A 17,420-nucleotide genomic window follows, 5' to 3' on the forward strand; every position below is an offset into this window, starting at 1 on the left:
AGGGACCAACGGCTCAACATGCGCCGTTGTCCTACTGTGAGACCGAAATGTTAATTTTCTTCACCATGCGGCTCGGTTCGGGGCGGATGAGATCCACCGACAGCAACCCATTCTTGAGGCAAGCGCCCAAAACCTGCATGCCGTCGGCCAGAACAAAGGTCCGCTGGAACTGACGCGCGGCGATGCCGCGATAGAGATAATCGCGCTCTCCCTGCTCTGCCTGACGGCCGCGGATCGACAGCTGATTTTCCTCGACGGAGACATCGAGGTCGTCCTCAGCGAATCCCGCGACGGCAAGGGTTATGCGCAGCCTTTCCGGATCGCCGGAAGCGCGGTCAGGAGCAACGCGCTCGATATTGTAGGGGGGATAGCCATCACTCGCCTTGGAAAGGCGCTCCAGCGTCTTCTCCATGGCGTCAAAGCCCAAAAGCAGCGGGCTCGCGAAAGGCGTCATGCGGCTCATCTTTCAAGTCCTTGATTCAAGCGACCTTGCCGGACCTGAAATGCAGCATCCGACTGCCGACAATATGGGAATTGCCGAGCCCGGGCGCAAGGCGGACGTCCATGCTCGCTCCCGGGAAGCCAGCAAGGGTCCGACCTTGACAAAGCAGGCGCCGACTCGCATCAAATCCTGCCCGCGCCGGCTGTGCCGATTTGCGACGGGAATATAAACAAACGGTGCATGCCACGAAGACGCGCACCACGAGGATGGGAACGATCGGAATGGCAAACCCTAGAAAGATCATCATCGACACTGACCCCGGTCAGGACGACGCAGCCGCCATCATGCTGGCTTTTGGCAGCCCGGAAGAGCTCGATGTACTCGGCATCACCACGGTCGCCGGCAACGTGCCACTGTCCTACACCAGCCGCAATGCGCGCATCGTCTGCGAGCTCTGTGGTCGCACCGATACGAAGGTCTTTGCCGGCGCCGACAAGCCGATTGCGCGCAAGCTGGTGACCGCGGAGCACGTGCATGGCAAGACCGGCCTCGACGGTCCGGTTCTCGACGAGCCCACGATGCCGCTGCAGACGCAGCATTCGGTGGATTTCATCGTCGAGACGCTGCGCAGCGAGCCGGAAGGCGCAGTGACGCTCTGCACGCTGGGGCCGCTGACCAATATTGGCCTGGCCTTCCAGCAGGCGCCCGACATCATCCCGCGCGTCCATGAACTGGTCATGATGGGCGGCGGCTTCTTCGAGGGTGGCAACATTACGCCGGCCGCCGAATTCAACATCTTCGTGGATCCCGAGGCAGCCGACATCGTCTTCCGCTCCGGCGTTCCGATCGTGATGATGCCGCTCGACGTCACGCACAAGCTTCTGACAGGCAAGGACCGCGTCAAGCGCATGGCTGATCTCGGCACACGCCCGGCCATCGCCATGGTCGAGATGCTGGAATTCTTCGAACGCTTCGATGTCGAGAAATACGGCTCGGACGGCGGCCCGCTGCACGACCCGACGGTTATCGCCTATCTGCTGAAGCCGGAGCTTTTCAAGGGGCGGACCTGCAATGTCGAGATCGAGGTGAAGTCGGAACTGACTGCCGGCATGACCGTCGTCGACTGGTGGCACGTGACCCACCGCAAGCGCAATGCGCAGGTCATGCGCGATGTCGATGCGGACGGATTTTTCGATCTGCTGATCGAGCGTTTCGCCCGCATCTGATTTCGGATTGTTTGACGGGCGCCTGAGGGATCAGGCGTCCTTCTGGTCGAAAACCGAATTGGTTTCGGGTTCGACCAGCTTCGGTCCGCCCTTGGCGACGCCGACCATGGCCGGGCGCAGAACACGCTCGCCAATCGTGTAGCCAGCCTGAACGACCTGAACAACGGTGTTGTTCGGCACCTCAGGGTTCGGTACTTCGAACATGGCCTGGTGGAAATTCGGATCGAACTTCTGGCCAACCGGCTCCAGCTTTCGGACACCGTGGCGCTCGAGCGCCGCCAACATCGAGCGTTCCGTCATCTCGACACCCTCGATCAGCGTTGTCAGGCCGGCATCAGCGGCAGCCCTTGCTTCCTCCGGAATCGCATCGATGGCGCGGCGCAGGTTGTCCGAAACGGCCAACATGTCGCGGGCGAAGCCAGCAGCCGAATAGGTCTTGGCGTCCTTGATTTCCCGCTCGGTGCGGCGGCGCAGGTTATCCATCTCGGCAGCAAGCCGCAGATAGCGGTCGCGCAGCTCTGCGTTCTCGCCCTTCAGAAGTTCCAGCGGATCGGGCTGTGCGGTGGCTTCGTTCTCGACGTTTGCGGCGGCGTCCGCTGCGGCTTCGGCCGCGGCTGCGTCAGGTCCGTTCTTCGTCGTTTCGTCAGTCATGACGTTCTCCGGTGATTGGTGTCTTTTAGGATGTGCCCGATATCGAGCTTTGACGGGCAAAAATCAAGTCTGCGTGACTGAAAAGCGCGCGATGCGGGGCAACTCATGCCGGGTTGAGCGAGAGGGCCAGCTTGACTTGCTCGCGCTAAAGTTCTTTTATTTTAGAGCTACCTAAACCTTTCTTGCTTCGGCCTAATCCTGGGTCAGGGAGCTGCTACCATGAGCGATCAGAAAAGCTATTCCGGGCGCTGCTTCTGCGGCGCCGTGGAGATTGTTGCTACCGGCGAACCGGTGGCGATGGGATACTGCCACTGTGCCTCCTGCCGGCATTGGTCCGCAGGGCCGGTCAATGCCTTCACGCTCTGGCAGCCGCAGGCTGTCCGGGTCACTAAAGGCGGAGAGCATGTCGAGGGCTATCAGAAGTCCGATACCAGCGTGCGGAAGTTCTGCGAGCTGTGCGGTGGGCATCTCTACACCGAGCACCCGACCTGGGGCGTCACCGACGTCTACGCGGCACTTCTGCCGGATCTCGACTACACCCCGGCGCTGCACGTGAACTATCAGGAGAGCGTGCTGCGCATTCGTGACGGCCTGCCCAAATATAAAGACATGCCCGCGGAGATGGGCGGCTCGGGCGACACGTTGCCTGAGTAGCCGCGCTACTTCGCGCCGCGTGACAGTCGCGTCATAAGCTGAGCGGTATAATCGACCATCGGGACGATGCGCGAGTAGTTGAGACGCGTCGGCCCGATCACTCCCACGGCACCGACAATGCGGTCGTCATCGTCACGATAAGGCGCAACGATCAACGACGAGCCGGAGAGCGAGAAGAGCTTGTTCTCCGAGCCGATGAAAATGCGCACACCTGGCCCGCTTTCGGCCAGATTGAGGAGTTCCAGCAAGCTGTCTTTTTTCTCGAGGTCGTCGAACAGCATGCGCAGGCGGTCGAGATCGTCGGCACCGGCGAGACCGGCGAGCAAATTGGCGCGGCCGCGAATGATGAGCTGAGCCGGTTTGCCTTCGTCCGCGCTGCCGGACCACACAGCGATGCCGCGCTCGACGAGATCCTGCGACAGCGTGTCGAGTTCGCGGCGGACATCGTCCTTCAGTCGGCTCAGCTGATTGCGCAGTTCCGGCAGCGTCTGGCCGGTCATATGCGCGTTGAGGAAGTTTGCGGCCTCGGTCAATTGCGATGATGTGACGCCTGCCGGAAGCTCGATGATGCGGTTTTCCACCTGGTCGTGATCGCCAACGAGCACCGCAAGCGCCTTGGTCGGCTCGAGGCGAATGAACTCGACATGCTTGAGCACAGGATCGCTTTTCGAGGTGATGACAAGTCCGGCGCCGCGCGAAATGCCCGAGAGCATTCGGCTCGCCTCGTTCATCATCAATTCCATCGGATTGTCGCGGCTTTCGGCGCGCACCTGCCGATCGATGTTGGCACGATCCTCGGCCGAGAGATCGCCCACCTGCATGAAGGCGTCGACGAAGAAGCGCAGGCCGATCTGCGTCGGCAGACGCCCGGAACTGACATGCGGTGAATAGATGAGGCCGAGTTCTTCCAGATCGCTCATCACATTGCGTACGGACGCCGGCGACAGCGACATCGGCAGGATTCGCGAAAGGTTGCGGGAACCGAGCGGTTCGCCCGTTTCCAGATAGCCCTCCACGATGCGGCGAAAGATTTCCTTGGAGCGTTCATCCAGCGCAGCCACTGCCTCTGAAACCGACGTCGATCTGAACTCCATGAAACCTTGCGTACCCGTGCTGACGATGATCCGACAAAATATAGCCAATCTCTCCGCAGCGGCAAAAGGGAAATTGCAAATGGACGCTGCCAATCGTAGAAGCTCTCAACACCATAGCACGCATGATCTACCCGAAGCCTGCTCACGCCTTCGGCACGATGATTAGGAGAATAGTATGCGGCCCTCAGGCAGAAAAACCGACCAGATGCGCAAGGTCTCTTTCGAGCGCAATTTCTCCAAGCACGCGGAAGGCTCCTGTCTGGTGAAGTTCGGTGATACGCATGTGTTGTGCACGGCGAGCGTCGAGGAAAAGCCGCCGGCATGGCTGCGCAACACCGGCAAGGGCTGGGTTACGGCCGAATACGGCATGCTGCCGCGCGCCACCGGCGATCGCATGAAGCGCGAAGCTGCGGCCGGCAAGCAGGGCGGTCGCACCCAGGAGATCCAGCGCCTGATCGGCCGCTCGCTGCGCGCCGTCGTCGACCTCAAGGAGCTCGGCGAGCGCCAGATCACCCTCGATTGCGACGTCATCCAGGCGGACGGCGGAACGCGCACCGCCTCGATCACGGGCGCCTGGATTGCGCTCTACGACTGCCTGAAATGGATGGAGAGCCGCAACATGCTCAAGGTCGAGCGCGTGCTCAAGGACCACGTCGCGGCCATTTCCTGTGGCATCTTCGCAAACCAGTCGGTCCTTGACCTCGACTATCTCGAAGACTCCTCGGCCGAGACCGACGCGAACTTCGTGATGACCGGCACTGGCGGTATCGTCGAAATTCAGGGCACCGCCGAAGGCACGCCCTTTACCGACGAGGAGTTCGCTTCGCTGATGACGCTCGCCAAGGGGGGCATTGCCGAACTCGTGGCGATGCAAAAGCAGGCGATCGCCGGATGAACGACGTGCTGGAAGGCATGCTGGAGACGGCGCTCTATGCTGAGGATCTCGACAAGGTCGAAGCCTTCTATGAAGGCGTTCTCGGTCTTTCGAAGATCTCGCGGAGCGGCAACCGGCATGTCTTCTTTCGCTGCGGCCCCGGCGTGCTGCTGATTTTCAATCCGAAAGAAACGATCAAGCCGCCCTCACCGACCGCGCTGCAGGTGCCGCCTCATGGCACAAGCGGTGCGGGACACGCCTGTTTCCGCGTCTCGGGCGAAAATCTCGATGCGATTGCCACCCGGTTGATGTCCGAGGGCGTCGCCATCGAATCCGAAGTCACCTGGCCGCAGGGCGGCCGATCGATCTATTTCCGCGATCCAGCGGGCAACAGCCTTGAATGCGCTGAAGCCCGTATCTGGGGCCTCGAATAGGACAATCATGCGCAAGCTCGAAACCAAGACCATTGTCGTTGCCAGCCACAATGCCGGCAAGATCCGGGAAATCCAGGACCTGATCGGCCCCTTCGGCTTCACCGCGAAGTCGGCGGCTGAATTGAACTTCGTGGAGCCTGACGAAACCGGCACCACCTTCGAGGAAAACGCAAAGATCAAGGCGCTCGCTTCTGCGGAAGCCGCTGGACTTCCGGCGCTGTCGGATGATTCCGGCCTCGCCATCGATGCGCTCGGCGGCGATCCTGGCGTCTATACCGCCAACTGGGCCGAGAAGCCCGACGGGACCCGCGACTTCGCGATGGCGATGGAGAAAGTCGAGGCGGCGCTGGACAAGGCCGGCGCTTCAAAGCCGGAACAGCGTACCGCCCGCTTCGTAAGCGTGCTCTGCCTTGCCTGGCCGGACGGCCATACGGAGCTCTTCCGCGGTGAAGTCGAGGGCGCTGTCGTCTGGCCGCCGCGCGGCAGCCAAGGCTTCGGCTACGATCCGGTCTTTCAACCCGAGGGCTATGACACTACCTTTGGAGAGATGAGCGGGGAAGAAAAACACGGCTGGAAGCCGGGCGACGCAGAGGCCCTGTCGCACCGCGCCCGCGCCTTCAAGATTTTCGTCGAAACCTGCCTGGAAGCCTAAGGGCAACGTGGACACTTTGGAACAGCCTGACCTGATGCGCTATGCCGCTCTTCTGCCCGATACCGGCGAACCCGGCTTCGGCGTCTACGTGCATTGGCCGTTCTGCGCTGCCAAGTGCCCCTATTGCGATTTCAACAGCCATGTCCGCCACCAGCCGGTCGATCAGGAGCGCTTCACTGCGGCCTTCCTGAAGGAAATGGCAACGGTGCGCCAATTGAGCGGGCCGAAGACGGTGACGAGCGTCTTCCTCGGCGGCGGCACGCCCTCTCTGATGAACCCTTCGACGGTTTCGGCCATTCTCAATGGTATTGCCAAGCATTGGCATATGCCAGACGGTATCGAGATCACCATGGAGGCGAACCCCTCCAGCGTCGAGGCGGAGCGTTTCCGGGGCTATCGCGCCGCCGGGGTCAACCGCGTCTCGCTTGGCGTCCAAGCCTTGAATGACCGCGACCTGAAGTTTCTCGGACGGCTGCACGACGTTGCCGACGCGCTGAAGGCGATCAAGCTGGCACGCGACATCTTTCCGCGCATGTCCTTCGACCTGATCTATGCTCGCCCGAACCAGACTGTCGAGGAATGGGAGCGCGAGCTGAAGGAGGCGATCTCCTACGCGGTCGATCACCTCTCGCTCTACCAGCTGACGATCGAGGAAGGCACGCCCTTCTACGGCCTTCACAAGGCGGGCAAGCTTGTCGTTCCGGACGGCGATCAATCGGCATTGCTCTACGAAGCGACGCAGGAGATCACGGCTCGCGAAGGAATGCCGGCCTACGAGGTGTCCAACCACGCGCGCCCCGGCGCGGAGAGCCGCCACAACCTCACCTATTGGCGTTACGGCGACTATGCCGGTATCGGCCCCGGCGCCCACGGGCGGCTGACGCGCGGCGCGATGAAGATCGCGACGGCGACCGAGCGGAAGCCGGAAAGTTGGCTCGATCTCGTCGAGCGCGACGGCCACGGCATCCTCGATCAGGAACAACTCGGCTACGAGGAGCAGGCGGACGAACTGCTGTTGATGGGACTACGCCTGAAGGAAGGTGTCGATCTCGCCCGCTGGCAACAGCTTTCAGGCCGCGATCTCGACCCAAAGCGTGAAGAATTCCTGCTGGAACACGGCTTCGTCGAGCGGATCGGCAATTCCCGGCTTCGCTGCACGCCGTCGGGTATGCTGATCCTCGATTCCGTCGTAGCCGACCTCGCCTGCTAGGCCGGCCGCTTTCGTCCCAGGGAAAACAACCGCCCGTCGATCGCCGCAAGGCCGATCGCAATCATCGCCATGCCGATCAGATGCTTGGCTTGCAGTTGCTCGCCGAGAATAGCTGCGCCGAGCAGGATGGCGCTGACCGGGATCAGGAAGGTCACGAGCATGAGGTTTGTCGCCCCTGCCGTTGCCAGGATGCGGAAGAACAACACATAGGCGATCGCCGTCGACAGCAAGGCCAGGCCCAGCAAGGCCATCCAGGTCTCGAGTGACGGGGCGGCCAAAGTCCAAGGTTGATCCACGACGAGCGCGATCGGCAGCATCAGGATGGTCGAAGCGGTAACCTGTCCGGCGGCGGGAATGAGCGGCGCCATGCCCATCTGGCGGAAGCGTCGGCCGAAAATCCCGGCGAAGGAGTAGGAGAGCGCAGCACCGAGCACGGCAAGCTGCGCCAGCACGTTCGAGCCGAGATCACGCAACACGTCGAAGCCAATCATGTAGGCAACACCAGCAAAGCCAACGAGGACGCCGAGCAGGCGGTTGCCGGTCATCTTTTCGTCCGCTGTCAGGAAATGCGCGACGACGACACCGAAGAGCGGCGTCGTGGCATTCAGGATCGAGGCAAGGCCGCTTGCGATGTGCGTCTGGCCCCAGACGATGAGGCAGAAGGGGATCATGTTGTTCAGGATGCCCATGCCGAAGAACGCAGCCCAGGACCTAGCGTCGCGCGGCATCGCATGGCCGGTGGCTCGGACGATAAGGTTCAGCGCAAGTGCGGCAACCAGGACCCGGCCCGCGACGATCGTGAACGGCGGCAGGGTCTTCACCAGAATACCGTTGAAGAGGAAGGAGCCGCCCCATAACAGGGACAACACCAGCAGCATTCCCCACTCGGCAAGGCCCATTTGTTTCTGCTGCATTATCTTCTCCCTAGTCAGCCTGACCGGAATACATCCAGCCGCTGGCTGCCACCACCCGATTGTTGCGCGTCTCGAACGCGGCCATTCTCGATTAATTCTCGCTCATCGCGCAGCTTGAATCAGCTTTTTCGACAGCTTTCATGCTGATATTATTGCGATGCCTGGCAGGAGACAAACGAGTCTTTCTCGATCCATGATATAGCTGAGCTAAACCATGAGCGACTATCTTCCCTCTCTTTCAGCACTTAGGGCCTTCGAAGCCGCCGCGCGACACCTCAGCATGACGCTTGCGGCAAAAGAGCTCAACGTCACGCCGGGCGCCGTCAGCCTGCAGATCCGTGACCTGGAAGCATCGCTTGGCGTCAAGCTCTTCGAGCGCAAGACGCGCGCGCTGGCCTTGACGGTTGAGGGCGCGGATTATTTTTCGACGCTTAGGGCAGCATTCCGTCTGGTCCGGGAGGCGACGGCGGCAATCACGGCGCGGGGACGCGGCGCCGTCCTCAACGTCACCTGCACGGCGGGATTTGCGACCTACTGGCTCGTGCCGCGTCTCGGGCGCTTCGAGGCGATGCACCCTGAAATCGACGTTCGCATCAGCGCATCGCACCGCGTGCTCGACTTTCAGCGTGACGGCATCGACCTCGCAATCCGCCACGGGCTCGGCGGGTATGACGGCCTGATCAGCGAGCGGCTCGTCGATGACGAACTCGTGCCGGTCTGCACGCCAAAGCTTGCCGCTGAACTGGGGAGCAATCCGTCGCCCGGCGCCCTCGCTGGTTTCCAACTGATCCATGACGTCTATCGCCATGACTGGCAGCTCTGGCTGGAAGCGGCCGGCGCAACGGGGGTCGATCCGTCGCGCGGGCCGATCTTCATGCATGGCAACGGAGCCTATGACGCGATGAAGGCCGGGCTCGGCTTTGCCTTGATGCGACGCTCGTTTCTGGAGCGGGACCTGAAGGAAGGTGCGGTGATCACGCCTTTCCCGCTTGGGATCGCAAGCCGCCTTGCCTTCCACCTCGTCTATCCGGGCCCCGCGCTCGAGCGACCGGCAGCGGCGGCCTTTCGCCGCTGGCTGCTGACCGAGGCACAGGCCTGACCTGACTGTGGCTGATTTGTCATGCTGATTAAAAAGTGGAGCATTCTAATCATAAAATAGGGTTTTCTTCGGGCTTTTTCTTGACTATTACACTCCAGATAAAATTCTGCAATGAGCCTTCCGGTGTGATAAGCCAATGAATAATCTTCAATTTTCTTCTCGATTCCTTTCCACATCAGCTTTGACGGGCGTGGTGCTCGCCCATCTTCTCGCGCCGGCTGCGGCACAGGATGCCGCGGGGCAGCAAGACGGAGCGACGGTTCTTGAAGATATCATCGTCAATGGCGGCAGCGGCGGCGTGATCCAGGCTGACGGCTATGTCGGCAAGAGCAGCGCGACAGGCACGAAGACCGACACGCCGTTCATCGAGATTCCTCAGTCGATTTCGTCCGTAACCGAGCAGCAGTTGAGGGACCGCAATCCGCAGAGCCTGCTCGATACGGTCGCCTACACACCGGGCACTCGTGTCGGTGCTTACGGCTTCGATCCGCGCTTCGATTCATTCTCGGTACGCGGCTTCGACGTGACCTATACGGGGATCTTCCGCGATAACCTTCGTCAGCCCGGCGCAGGTTCGTCACTCTTCAAGACCGAGCCTTACGGCCTCGAAGGTGTCTCAATCCTGCGTGGACCATCCTCAGCGCTGTATGGAGCAACGGGCGCCGGCGGTCTCTACAACCTCATCACCAAGCGGCCGACGGAAGACGCTTTTCACGAAGTTCAGCTGCAGTATGGTACCGACCAACGCTATCAGACCCAGTTCGACCTCTCAGGTCCCGTTAACAATGAGGACCCCTTCTATTATCGCCTGACTGGCCTCTACCGCGATGCCAACACGGAACAGGTCAGCGTTCCCGACGACCGCGTCTATATCGCGCCAGCCTTCATGTGGAAGCCGGACGAGGATACCAAGCTTACCATTCTCGGCGAGTATTCCCGAACCAAGACCGGTGGGACGGCGGCCTACTACAATGATCCGGCCGGCAACGTAACCGACATTTTCGCAGGCAATCCGGCCTTCAACGATTCAGTCCAGAACCAGGCGCGCATCGGCTATGAATTCGAGCACCGGCTGAACGACGTCTTCGTGTTCCGCCAGAACGCCCGCGCATCGACGCTCAACATCGACGCCGATTGGGCCTTTGCCTACGCCCCCAACGCGGTCGATCCAAGTCTCCTCGACCGCAGCGCCGGCACGTTCGACGAGCGGCTGACGGCCTTCGTCATCGACAATCAATTGGAAGCCAAGTTCGAAACGGGGGCGGTCGACCATACGGTGCTTGCGGGCCTGGACCTGACCAAGCTGCGCTGGCGTTCGCTCGATGGTCGGGGCGTGTCGCCGCCGCTCGACACCAACAATCCGACCGCGGGAGCGCCCGTTGCACCGATCGACTTCGACACCCGCACCATCCAGGATCAATGGCAGGTCGGCACCTACCTGCAGGACCAAATCCGCTATGACGCATGGATACTCACCGTCGGCGGGCGCTACGACTGGGTTTCGACCGACACCGACAATACCGACCTCAGCACGAACGCTCTGACCAGCCTCTCGCAAAAGGACAAGGCATTCTCCGGCCGTGTCGGCTTGGGCTACGAGACCGATTTCGGCATTGTACCTTATGCCAGCTACTCCACCGCCTTCGCACCCAATGCCGGTATCAACCAGGAGACGGACCAGCCCTTCAAGCCGACGGAAAGCGAGCAGGAAGAGATCGGCGTCAAGTACCTGCTCCCGAACAGCAACACGCTGCTGACGGCTGCGCTGTTCAATATCGACCAGAAGAACAGCCTCTACTACGAGGTCGTGAACCTGCCGACAGGACCGGCGAACATTCAGGTGCAGCGCGGCAAGATTCGCTCCCGTGGCTTGGAACTCGAAGCGAACACGAGCCTCGACAACGGCCTGTCGCTGGTCGCGTCTTATACCTACACCGATACCGAGATCCTGGAAGGAACGACCGGGACCGTTGGCAATTCCGTCTCGTCGGTTCCGAGGCACATGGCTTCGCTCTGGGCGAATTACACATTCCAGGAGAGCAGCCCGGTCTACGGCCTCGGCATCGGCTTCGGCACCCGTTATCTCGGCAAGAGTTACACCAGCGACGCCAACACGGCGCAGAACGGCTCACGCGTCCTCTTCGACGCCGCCATCAGCTATGATTTCGCGGCGCTGGACAAGAAATACGACGGCCTGAGCCTGCAGGTGAACGCCACCAACCTCTTCGACCGCCGGGAGGCCGTCTGCTCGGCGGGCTTCTGCTATCGCGACCAGGGCCGCGCCGTGATCGGCAGCCTGCGCTACACATGGTGAGCTGATGGCGAGCGCACAGCACCATGTCGCCGATCGAGGCCAGAGCGCCTCGATTCTCTCGCCGGCTTTCGCCGGCGAGCATGCGTGGTGCAGCGAGAAGATGGTACTCTCAACCGAGCTATCGGACGGGGTACCGCTGCCGCGCTTCTTCGGTGACGGCGGGTTCAGGCAGGCGATTGATCGTTATGCCGAGGCATGTGGAGACAGCGACAGGCGCGCCGTCGTCTCGATGTGGTCGTTATATTACTTCTCCACTCTTTCCATCCCCTACGTGCTGGCGCGCCGCCTCGCCGCGCAGGCGCTGCCGATCGCCTTCGATGAGATGACCATCGCATTGCAGGAGAACGGGCTGCCACGCGCGTTCGGCGTTCCACACCGGGGCGGGCATGCCGCGGTCGAGGAGGACGACGGGTTCGGGGCGATAGGTCCATTGTTGGAGCAACATCTTCCCGAGGCGGTCGCGAAACTCAACGCTTGCGGTATTTCGGCCAAGCTGTGCTGGAACAATGCCGCTGTCTATCTCGACTATGCGCTGCGATTGACCCGGCCAGCTGAAGGCCCCGATCTCACGGTGTTCGTGCGCGGCTGCCTGCCGGATGGCGGCGTCAATCCTCTTTGCGGCAGCGTCCGATATGTCGAGGAGGATGGTGAGCGCGTCGCCCGGCGGAAGATATGCTGCTTGCGCTACATGCTGCCCGACGTGCCGAGCTGCGGCAAGCCTTGCGCTCTTCCGAGCCAAAGGAACGTACAATGACCCTTTCCACGATCACGAGACGTGGCTTTCTCGCCGCCGCGTCCACGACGCTCTGCGCGCCGGCTCTCTTGAAGGCCGAGACGCGCTGGCCGCTGACCGTGACCGACGCGGTCGGTCGAACGGTGACGATTTCAAGGAAGCCGAAGTCGATCATCCTCGGAACGGGATTCAATCTTTTCGCGCTGTCGCTGATCCATCCGGATCCGGTCAGCCTGCTTGCTGGCTGGGCGACCGACATGAAGACGGACAATCCGTTCATCTACGACGCCTTTCGCAGCAAGTTTCCGGCCCTCGACAAGGTCCCGCTGGTCAGCAATGGGCAGGCGGATGGCATGAACTTTGAGGCCGCACTCTCCTTGGAGGCGGACCTTGCAATCATGGGCAGGTGGCAGGCCGATGGCGAACAAGGCGAACGTGCCATCGACTATCTCCAATCGATCGGCGTGCCTGTCATCGTCGTCGATTTCAATCTCGATCCACTGAAGAACACCCCGCGAGACATTCGCCTCCTCGGCCGCGTTCTGGAATGCGATCGGCAAGCGGAAGATTATGCGCAGTTCTTCGAAAAGCGGGTGCAGCGCATCAAGGCAGAGTCGGCAGGGAGAGGCGAGGATGCGCCGCTGGTGCTGATGGACGCCTTCCCGAGCGCAACACGGGGCAGCTGGGCGATCGGCCGGACCGGCCTCGGCGAGTTGATCACGCTTGCCGGCGGACGCAACATCGCGGACAAGAACCTACCGCCGCAGGGCGGGCCGGTGACGGCGGAATACATCATCGCGGCGGAGCCGGACGTCTATATCGCCACAGGCTCGCCGGGTGGCGTCTACACCGTCTTCTCGATTGGCCCTGGCGCCGATCCCGCAGAAGCCCGTCGGTCGCTCCAGGAAACCGTTAAGGCACCCGCCCTTGCCCCACTGAAGGCTGTGCGCGAGGGAAATGTGCATGGCATGTGGAACTTCTTCAACGCCGTGCCGCTGAATGTGCTGGCGGCGGAAGCCGTGGCATCCTGGGTAAGGCCTGACCTGTTCGGCGATCTCGATCCGGCGGGCGGCCTCGCCGAAATCAACGAGCGTTTCGCTGCGGTCCCGTTCGAGGGGGCATACTGGACTAGCTTGGCGGGTTAACGTCCAGGCGCACCGGTCTTGAAAAGACTGCCGGTCGGCGTGTTGAGGAACATCTCCAGCGGAATGTATTCCTGATGCAGGAAGCCGGTGGACGGCAGCAGGTCCTCGCGCACCATTTCGATCACGGCAACCACCGAGGCCGATGTCGTCCAGGCAATCGCCGTGCGGCGAGCGCCTGCTATCTCGATCGGATAGTAGGCGCGCACAAACTCCTTGCGGCGCAGGTTGCCGTTCTCCGTGCCCTCCGCTGCCACGTGGACATACACAACATCGTCCTCGACCGGCGGCTTGGCGTTGGTGAGGATTTCACCGGCAAGCTTGCGCCTGTCGCGCATCAGGAGTTCGTGAAAGAAGAAGTTCATCAGATCCATGTGTCCGGGATAGCGCATCGTCTTGTAGTCGAGGTTCTCGACCTTGCCGAGCATGGTGTCACACATGGTGCCGAGGCCGCCTGATGTCGTGAAGGCCTCCAGTTTCACACCCTCGACGTAGATCGTCTCGTGCCATTCCATCGGCGAGACGAGCTTGCGAATGCCCCCCTCGATCACTTCGCAGTCGTTCAAATACTCATTGACCACGCCTTCGGGCGACCAGTTGAAGGCGTAGCCGAGGAGACCGGTCGGATGCTGCGGCAGGGCGCCGACGCGCATGCGAATGGAACGGCATTTGTCGAATCCATCCGCAAGGCTCGATCCGACAATACCGACGAAGCCGGGGGCGAGGCCACATTGCGGCGCCATCAGCCCGCGCGCGGTCTTGGATAGTTCGATGATGAAATTTGTGGTCGGCACGTCTTCCGTGAGGTCGAAATAATGGATCCCCGCAAGATGGGCAGCGCGCGCCAGGCCGATGTTGAGGTGATAGGGCAGGCAGGAAAGCACGGCCTCGACACTCGACAGCAGTTCGCCGATGGTGGTGGGGTCGGAAACGTCCCCACTCCTGCACTGGAACGGAAGGCTCTCTGTCGGCGCCTGAATATCGATGCCGAGAACGTCGAAGCCCCCCTCGTGCAGGAGCGTCGCTGCCAACCGCCCGACCTTGCCCAGCCCGAGAACGGCAATCCTGTCGAAACTCATCAACTCCCTCCCCTTTTGTGCACGCGGCACACGCTCCTCACAGCCAGCGTACAGAAGATTGTGCGCAAAAGAAAACGGCCGGAGCAATGCCCCGGCCGTCAAAGCACAGAAGGTTTCCCGACTATTCGTTGATCAGGCGCTTCAGCAACTCGATCTCATGCGAGAGCTTCGTATCCTCAGCAATCAACTCCTCGATCTTGCGAACGGCATGCAACACGGTCGTATGATCGCGACCGCCGAAGCGACGGCCGATTTCCGGGAAGGACCGCGGCGTCAGCGTCTTCGACAGATACATGGCGATCTGGCGCGGCTTGACGATGACACGGGTGCGGCGGTTCGAGACCAGCTCCTGGCGCGACACGTTGTAGTGCCGTGCGACGATGCGCTGGATATCCTCGATGCGGACGCGACGCGGCTCACCCGAACCAACTAGGTGGGCAAGAAGCTCGTCCACGCGCTCTACCGTCAGGTTCGGCTCGAAGGAGCGACGGAAGAGCAGCTGGTTGAAGGCGCCTTCCAGTTCGCGGCCGCTCGCAGTGATGTTGCGGGCAACATGGTTGAGCAGTTCCGCCGGGATTTCCAGTGACGGATCCTCGACGCGAGCTACGGCGAGGCGACGCTTCAGGATTTCGAGGCGCATTTCGTAGTCCGGCGCATCGAGCTCGATGGCAACGCCGCCCTGCAAACGCGAGCGGACGCGTGGATCGAGCGATTCCAACTCCCAGGGAGCGCGGTCGGCAGCGACCACGACCTGCTTGGCGCTGTCGAGCAGCATGTTCAGCAGGTGGCAGAACTCGTGCTGGATCATCTTCCCCTGCAGGAACTGCATGTCGTCGATGATCAGAAGGTCGATGTTGCGCAGCGAGTCTTTGAGCGTCAGAGCATCATTGTCGCGGATCGCGGTTGCGAAACGCCACATGAAATACTCTGCCGTCAGATAGACGACGCGCAGTGCGCGCGGGTTCTGAACCGCGGCATTGGCGATCGCCTGCAGAAGATGCGACTTGCCGAGGCCGACGCTGGAATGGACGAACAGCGGATTGAAACGGACAGCGCCCTGTCCGGCTTCCGCAATCGTCTTGGCGGCGGCAAGTGCCACGCGGTTCGAGCTGCCTTCGACGAAGGTGTCGAAGGTGAAGCGGGAATCCAGAGGCGAGCCGAAGAGCGGCTGGCCGGAGGTGGCCGGACGGGCTGCGGCAGCGGACGAAACCGCCTGCTGCGCAATCTGGCCGGCATGCTGCGCCACAGGGCGGCGCGTCTGCGCAGCGGCAACAGGCTCCGGGGAAACCGGCTCTTCAGCCGGCTTACCAACGCCACGCGTTGCCGTGCGAACAAGAATTTCGACTTTCAGGATTTCAGAGTCTTCGGCCCGGAACAGGCTGGTGATCAGCTCAAGATACCGATTGTTGATCCAGGACTTCAGGAAAGTTGTCGGCACCGTCAGGCGCACGACGCTCTTTGAAACCGAATGCAATTTCAGCCGTGCAAACCAGCTTGCATAAACATCCGGACCGACCTGCGCCTTCAGACGGGCGCTGACACGCTCGAAAAGTACACCATGCTTCATGTCTCCCTTTTCCCCTGCCGCCTCGGCGCAAATAGAGCCAAACGCCTGCGGTTCATTGTCCCCACTCTCCAGGACATCCGCCGTCATTGTATTCATCTGCATCATGCCGCCTTCCATTCGTCGGCCGACTTTGTTTCGTCGCCCGATTATTTCCCCGCTATGGCTAGAAAGTGGCACCCTCATGAGCCACTCGCCTGCCGGTTCACTCAAATACTGCCCCACTCGCAAGATTCTCCCGGGAAAGTGCGCGCCGCATCATGCGGTTCGACTGCGTTCCCTCGGACTGGATGCCGTTCCTCGTAACACCGGCGTTCAATCGTCCTGCCACGACTTCTCTTCCCAATTCGGCTTCACGCAACGCGTGCAACCAACACACAAAACATCACCGTTCCGCGACAGCCACATCGCGGTCAAAAATGCCTAACTGCGTGAAAAACCGAAGACTTTGACTCTCCGTAACAAGTGGCACAGGATCATCGCCCTGCCGACGTGGCAGTTTCAGACCAAGCCTTTACAGGTGATGTCTGGACCCCTTGTTGATCGGCATTTAGGCAGGATCGAATGCGGGAATCAACGATGAATTTTACGCAAAATTAAGAGCGGGCCGTTGACTCCGGCTGCAGTTTTTGAGCGTCACATCGATGTCAAAAAAGAATCGCTTTTGAATCAAGGGGATTCCGATTCTGGGCATTTTTGACACGCATAAAAAGAAAAAAATAAAAAAGCTTCTTGACTCTGCTCAGACCGCAGATTGTAGGGCCTGAGTCGAGCACACCTGAAGTATCCTACAACAAGTATTTGTTTTCATTGCATTTTTCATGTCACACGCCCGACATGAAATCGTCGCCGAATTAACCATACGGAAGCTAGTCGGCGGAATCGAAAAAGCCCGACAAAGTTGCCGGGCTAATCATAATGCTGCGTTTATTAACGAAAGATTATGCGGTCGCAGAAACCGACAGAGCCTTCACACGAGCTGCCAGGCGCGAAACCTTACGGGAAGCCGTGTTGGCGTGCACAACGCCCTTGCTTGCGGCGCGAGCCAGTTCCGGCTGCGCGGCCAGGAAAGCTTCCTTAGCCTTGGCAGCATCACCAGATGCGATTGCCTCTTCGACCTTGCGAACGAAAGTACGAACGCGCGAGCGACGAGCCTTATTGACGTCGGTACGGCGGGCGATCTTGCGGGTCGCTTTTTTCGCCGAAGTTGTATTGGCCATGGATGCCTCTCTAAGAATTCGAACAAACTCCGTCATCACCGCGGGCCTTGCGGCCACTTCATACAGCAATGCGGGAGCATAATCGGAAAACCGGAGTGGCTTCCCGAACCGTGGGCGG

At 60.9% G+C, this 17,420-nt stretch carries 17 protein-coding genes; 10 read left to right on the forward strand and 7 right to left on the reverse strand.

Annotation, left to right across the window (positions count from 1 at the left end):
• Positions 1 to 31: 31 nt before the first annotated feature.
• Positions 32 to 463 (reverse strand): Hsp20 family protein, encoded by a 432-nt coding sequence (locus tag AF71_RS00765; RefSeq protein WP_062371331.1) that lies wholly within the window; start codon positions 461 to 463, stop codon positions 32 to 34.
• Positions 464 to 723: 260 nt separating this feature from the next.
• Between AF71_RS00765 and AF71_RS00770 the strand changes: the two genes are divergently transcribed.
• The gene (locus AF71_RS00770; protein ID WP_169679244.1) at positions 724 to 1,668 is read left to right on the forward strand and encodes a nucleoside hydrolase; all 945 of its coding nucleotides are present in this window, start codon (positions 724 to 726) and stop codon (positions 1,666 to 1,668) included.
• Positions 1,669 to 1,698: 30 nt separating this feature from the next.
• Here the strand turns inward: AF71_RS00770 and grpE are convergent, their stop codons facing one another.
• Positions 1,699 to 2,319, reverse strand: coding sequence for a nucleotide exchange factor GrpE (gene grpE / locus AF71_RS00775; protein WP_018855122.1), 621 nt, complete (start codon positions 2,317 to 2,319; stop codon positions 1,699 to 1,701).
• A 219-nt stretch (positions 2,320 to 2,538) separates the two neighbouring features.
• Here grpE and AF71_RS00780 point away from each other — a divergent pair, with 219 nt between their 5' ends.
• Complete coding sequence (locus tag AF71_RS00780) at positions 2,539 to 2,973, forward strand: GFA family protein (RefSeq protein ID WP_018855123.1); 435 nt, start codon at positions 2,539 to 2,541, stop codon at positions 2,971 to 2,973.
• Between the two features lie 5 nt (positions 2,974 to 2,978).
• Here AF71_RS00780 and hrcA read toward each other — a convergent pair whose 3' ends face one another.
• A complete protein-coding gene (gene hrcA / locus AF71_RS00785) occupies positions 2,979 to 4,067 on the reverse strand; it encodes a heat-inducible transcriptional repressor HrcA (protein WP_018855124.1) in 1,089 nt (362 codons plus the stop codon).
• Between the two features lie 175 nt (positions 4,068 to 4,242).
• Between hrcA and rph the strand changes: the two genes are divergently transcribed.
• From rph to hemW, 4 genes are read left to right on the forward strand one after another with little or no spacing between them, the layout of a single operon-like run.
• A complete protein-coding gene (gene rph / locus AF71_RS00790) occupies positions 4,243 to 4,962 on the forward strand; it encodes a ribonuclease PH (RefSeq protein ID WP_062371335.1) in 720 nt (239 codons plus the stop codon).
• Positions 4,959 to 5,375: a VOC family protein gene (locus AF71_RS00795; RefSeq protein ID WP_018855126.1), complete on the forward strand. Its 417-nt coding sequence runs from the start codon at positions 4,959 to 4,961 to the stop codon at positions 5,373 to 5,375. The genes rph and AF71_RS00795 overlap by 4 nt, the downstream gene beginning before the upstream one ends.
• 7 nt (positions 5,376 to 5,382) lie before the next feature.
• Positions 5,383 to 6,027: an RdgB/HAM1 family non-canonical purine NTP pyrophosphatase gene (gene rdgB / locus AF71_RS00800; RefSeq protein ID WP_025658695.1), complete on the forward strand. Its 645-nt coding sequence runs from the start codon at positions 5,383 to 5,385 to the stop codon at positions 6,025 to 6,027.
• A gap of 34 nt (positions 6,028 to 6,061) precedes the next feature.
• Entirely contained in the window at positions 6,062 to 7,237 is a 1,176-nt protein-coding gene (gene hemW, locus AF71_RS00805; RefSeq protein ID WP_018855128.1) for a radical SAM family heme chaperone HemW, read from the forward strand.
• Here the strand turns inward: hemW and AF71_RS00810 are convergent.
• Entirely contained in the window at positions 7,234 to 8,151 is a 918-nt protein-coding gene (locus AF71_RS00810) for a DMT family transporter (protein ID WP_192240310.1), read from the reverse strand. The two genes, hemW and AF71_RS00810, sit on opposite strands and share 4 nt — an antisense overlap.
• A gap of 214 nt (positions 8,152 to 8,365) precedes the next feature.
• On the opposite strand from AF71_RS00810, the gene gcvA reads away from it, so the two are divergent.
• The 4 genes from gcvA (at position 8,366) to AF71_RS00830 (ending at position 13,442) form a co-directional block, all read left to right on the forward strand.
• Positions 8,366 to 9,250, forward strand: a complete 885-nt coding sequence (gene gcvA, locus AF71_RS00815; protein WP_169679247.1) for a transcriptional regulator GcvA — start codon at positions 8,366 to 8,368, stop codon at positions 9,248 to 9,250.
• 136 nt (positions 9,251 to 9,386) lie between these two features.
• Entirely contained in the window at positions 9,387 to 11,564 is a 2,178-nt protein-coding gene (locus tag AF71_RS00820; RefSeq protein WP_169679249.1) for a TonB-dependent siderophore receptor, read from the forward strand.
• Positions 11,565 to 11,568: 4 nt separating this feature from the next.
• Positions 11,569 to 12,318 (forward strand): siderophore-iron reductase FhuF, encoded by a 750-nt coding sequence (fhuF, locus tag AF71_RS00825; protein ID WP_113470555.1) that lies wholly within the window; start codon positions 11,569 to 11,571, stop codon positions 12,316 to 12,318.
• Complete coding sequence (locus tag AF71_RS00830) at positions 12,315 to 13,442, forward strand: ABC transporter substrate-binding protein (protein ID WP_169679252.1); 1,128 nt, start codon at positions 12,315 to 12,317, stop codon at positions 13,440 to 13,442. Before fhuF ends, AF71_RS00830 begins: the two co-directional genes overlap by 4 nt.
• Here AF71_RS00830 and AF71_RS00835 read toward each other — a convergent pair.
• The 3 genes from AF71_RS00835 to rpsT all read right to left on the reverse strand — a co-directional run bounded on the left by AF71_RS00835 (position 13,439) and on the right by rpsT (position 17,302).
• Positions 13,439 to 14,518 carry a saccharopine dehydrogenase C-terminal domain-containing protein gene (locus tag AF71_RS00835; protein WP_169679255.1) on the reverse strand — a complete coding sequence of 360 codons (1,080 nt, stop codon included), beginning with the start codon at positions 14,516 to 14,518 and terminating at the stop codon, positions 13,439 to 13,441. The genes AF71_RS00830 and AF71_RS00835 overlap by 4 nt on opposite strands.
• Positions 14,519 to 14,639: 121 nt before the next feature.
• Complete coding sequence (dnaA, locus tag AF71_RS00840) at positions 14,640 to 16,187, reverse strand: chromosomal replication initiator protein DnaA (RefSeq protein WP_026371516.1); 1,548 nt, start codon at positions 16,185 to 16,187, stop codon at positions 14,640 to 14,642.
• A gap of 836 nt (positions 16,188 to 17,023) precedes the next feature.
• Entirely contained in the window at positions 17,024 to 17,302 is a 279-nt protein-coding gene (rpsT, locus tag AF71_RS00845) for a 30S ribosomal protein S20 (protein ID WP_016552476.1), read from the reverse strand.
• Positions 17,303 to 17,420 lie beyond the last annotated feature (118 nt).

The sequence above is a fragment of the Rhizobium sp. 57MFTsu3.2 genome, assembly GCF_012932765.1.
Lineage (GTDB): Bacteria > Pseudomonadota > Alphaproteobacteria > Rhizobiales > Rhizobiaceae > Rhizobium > Rhizobium altiplani.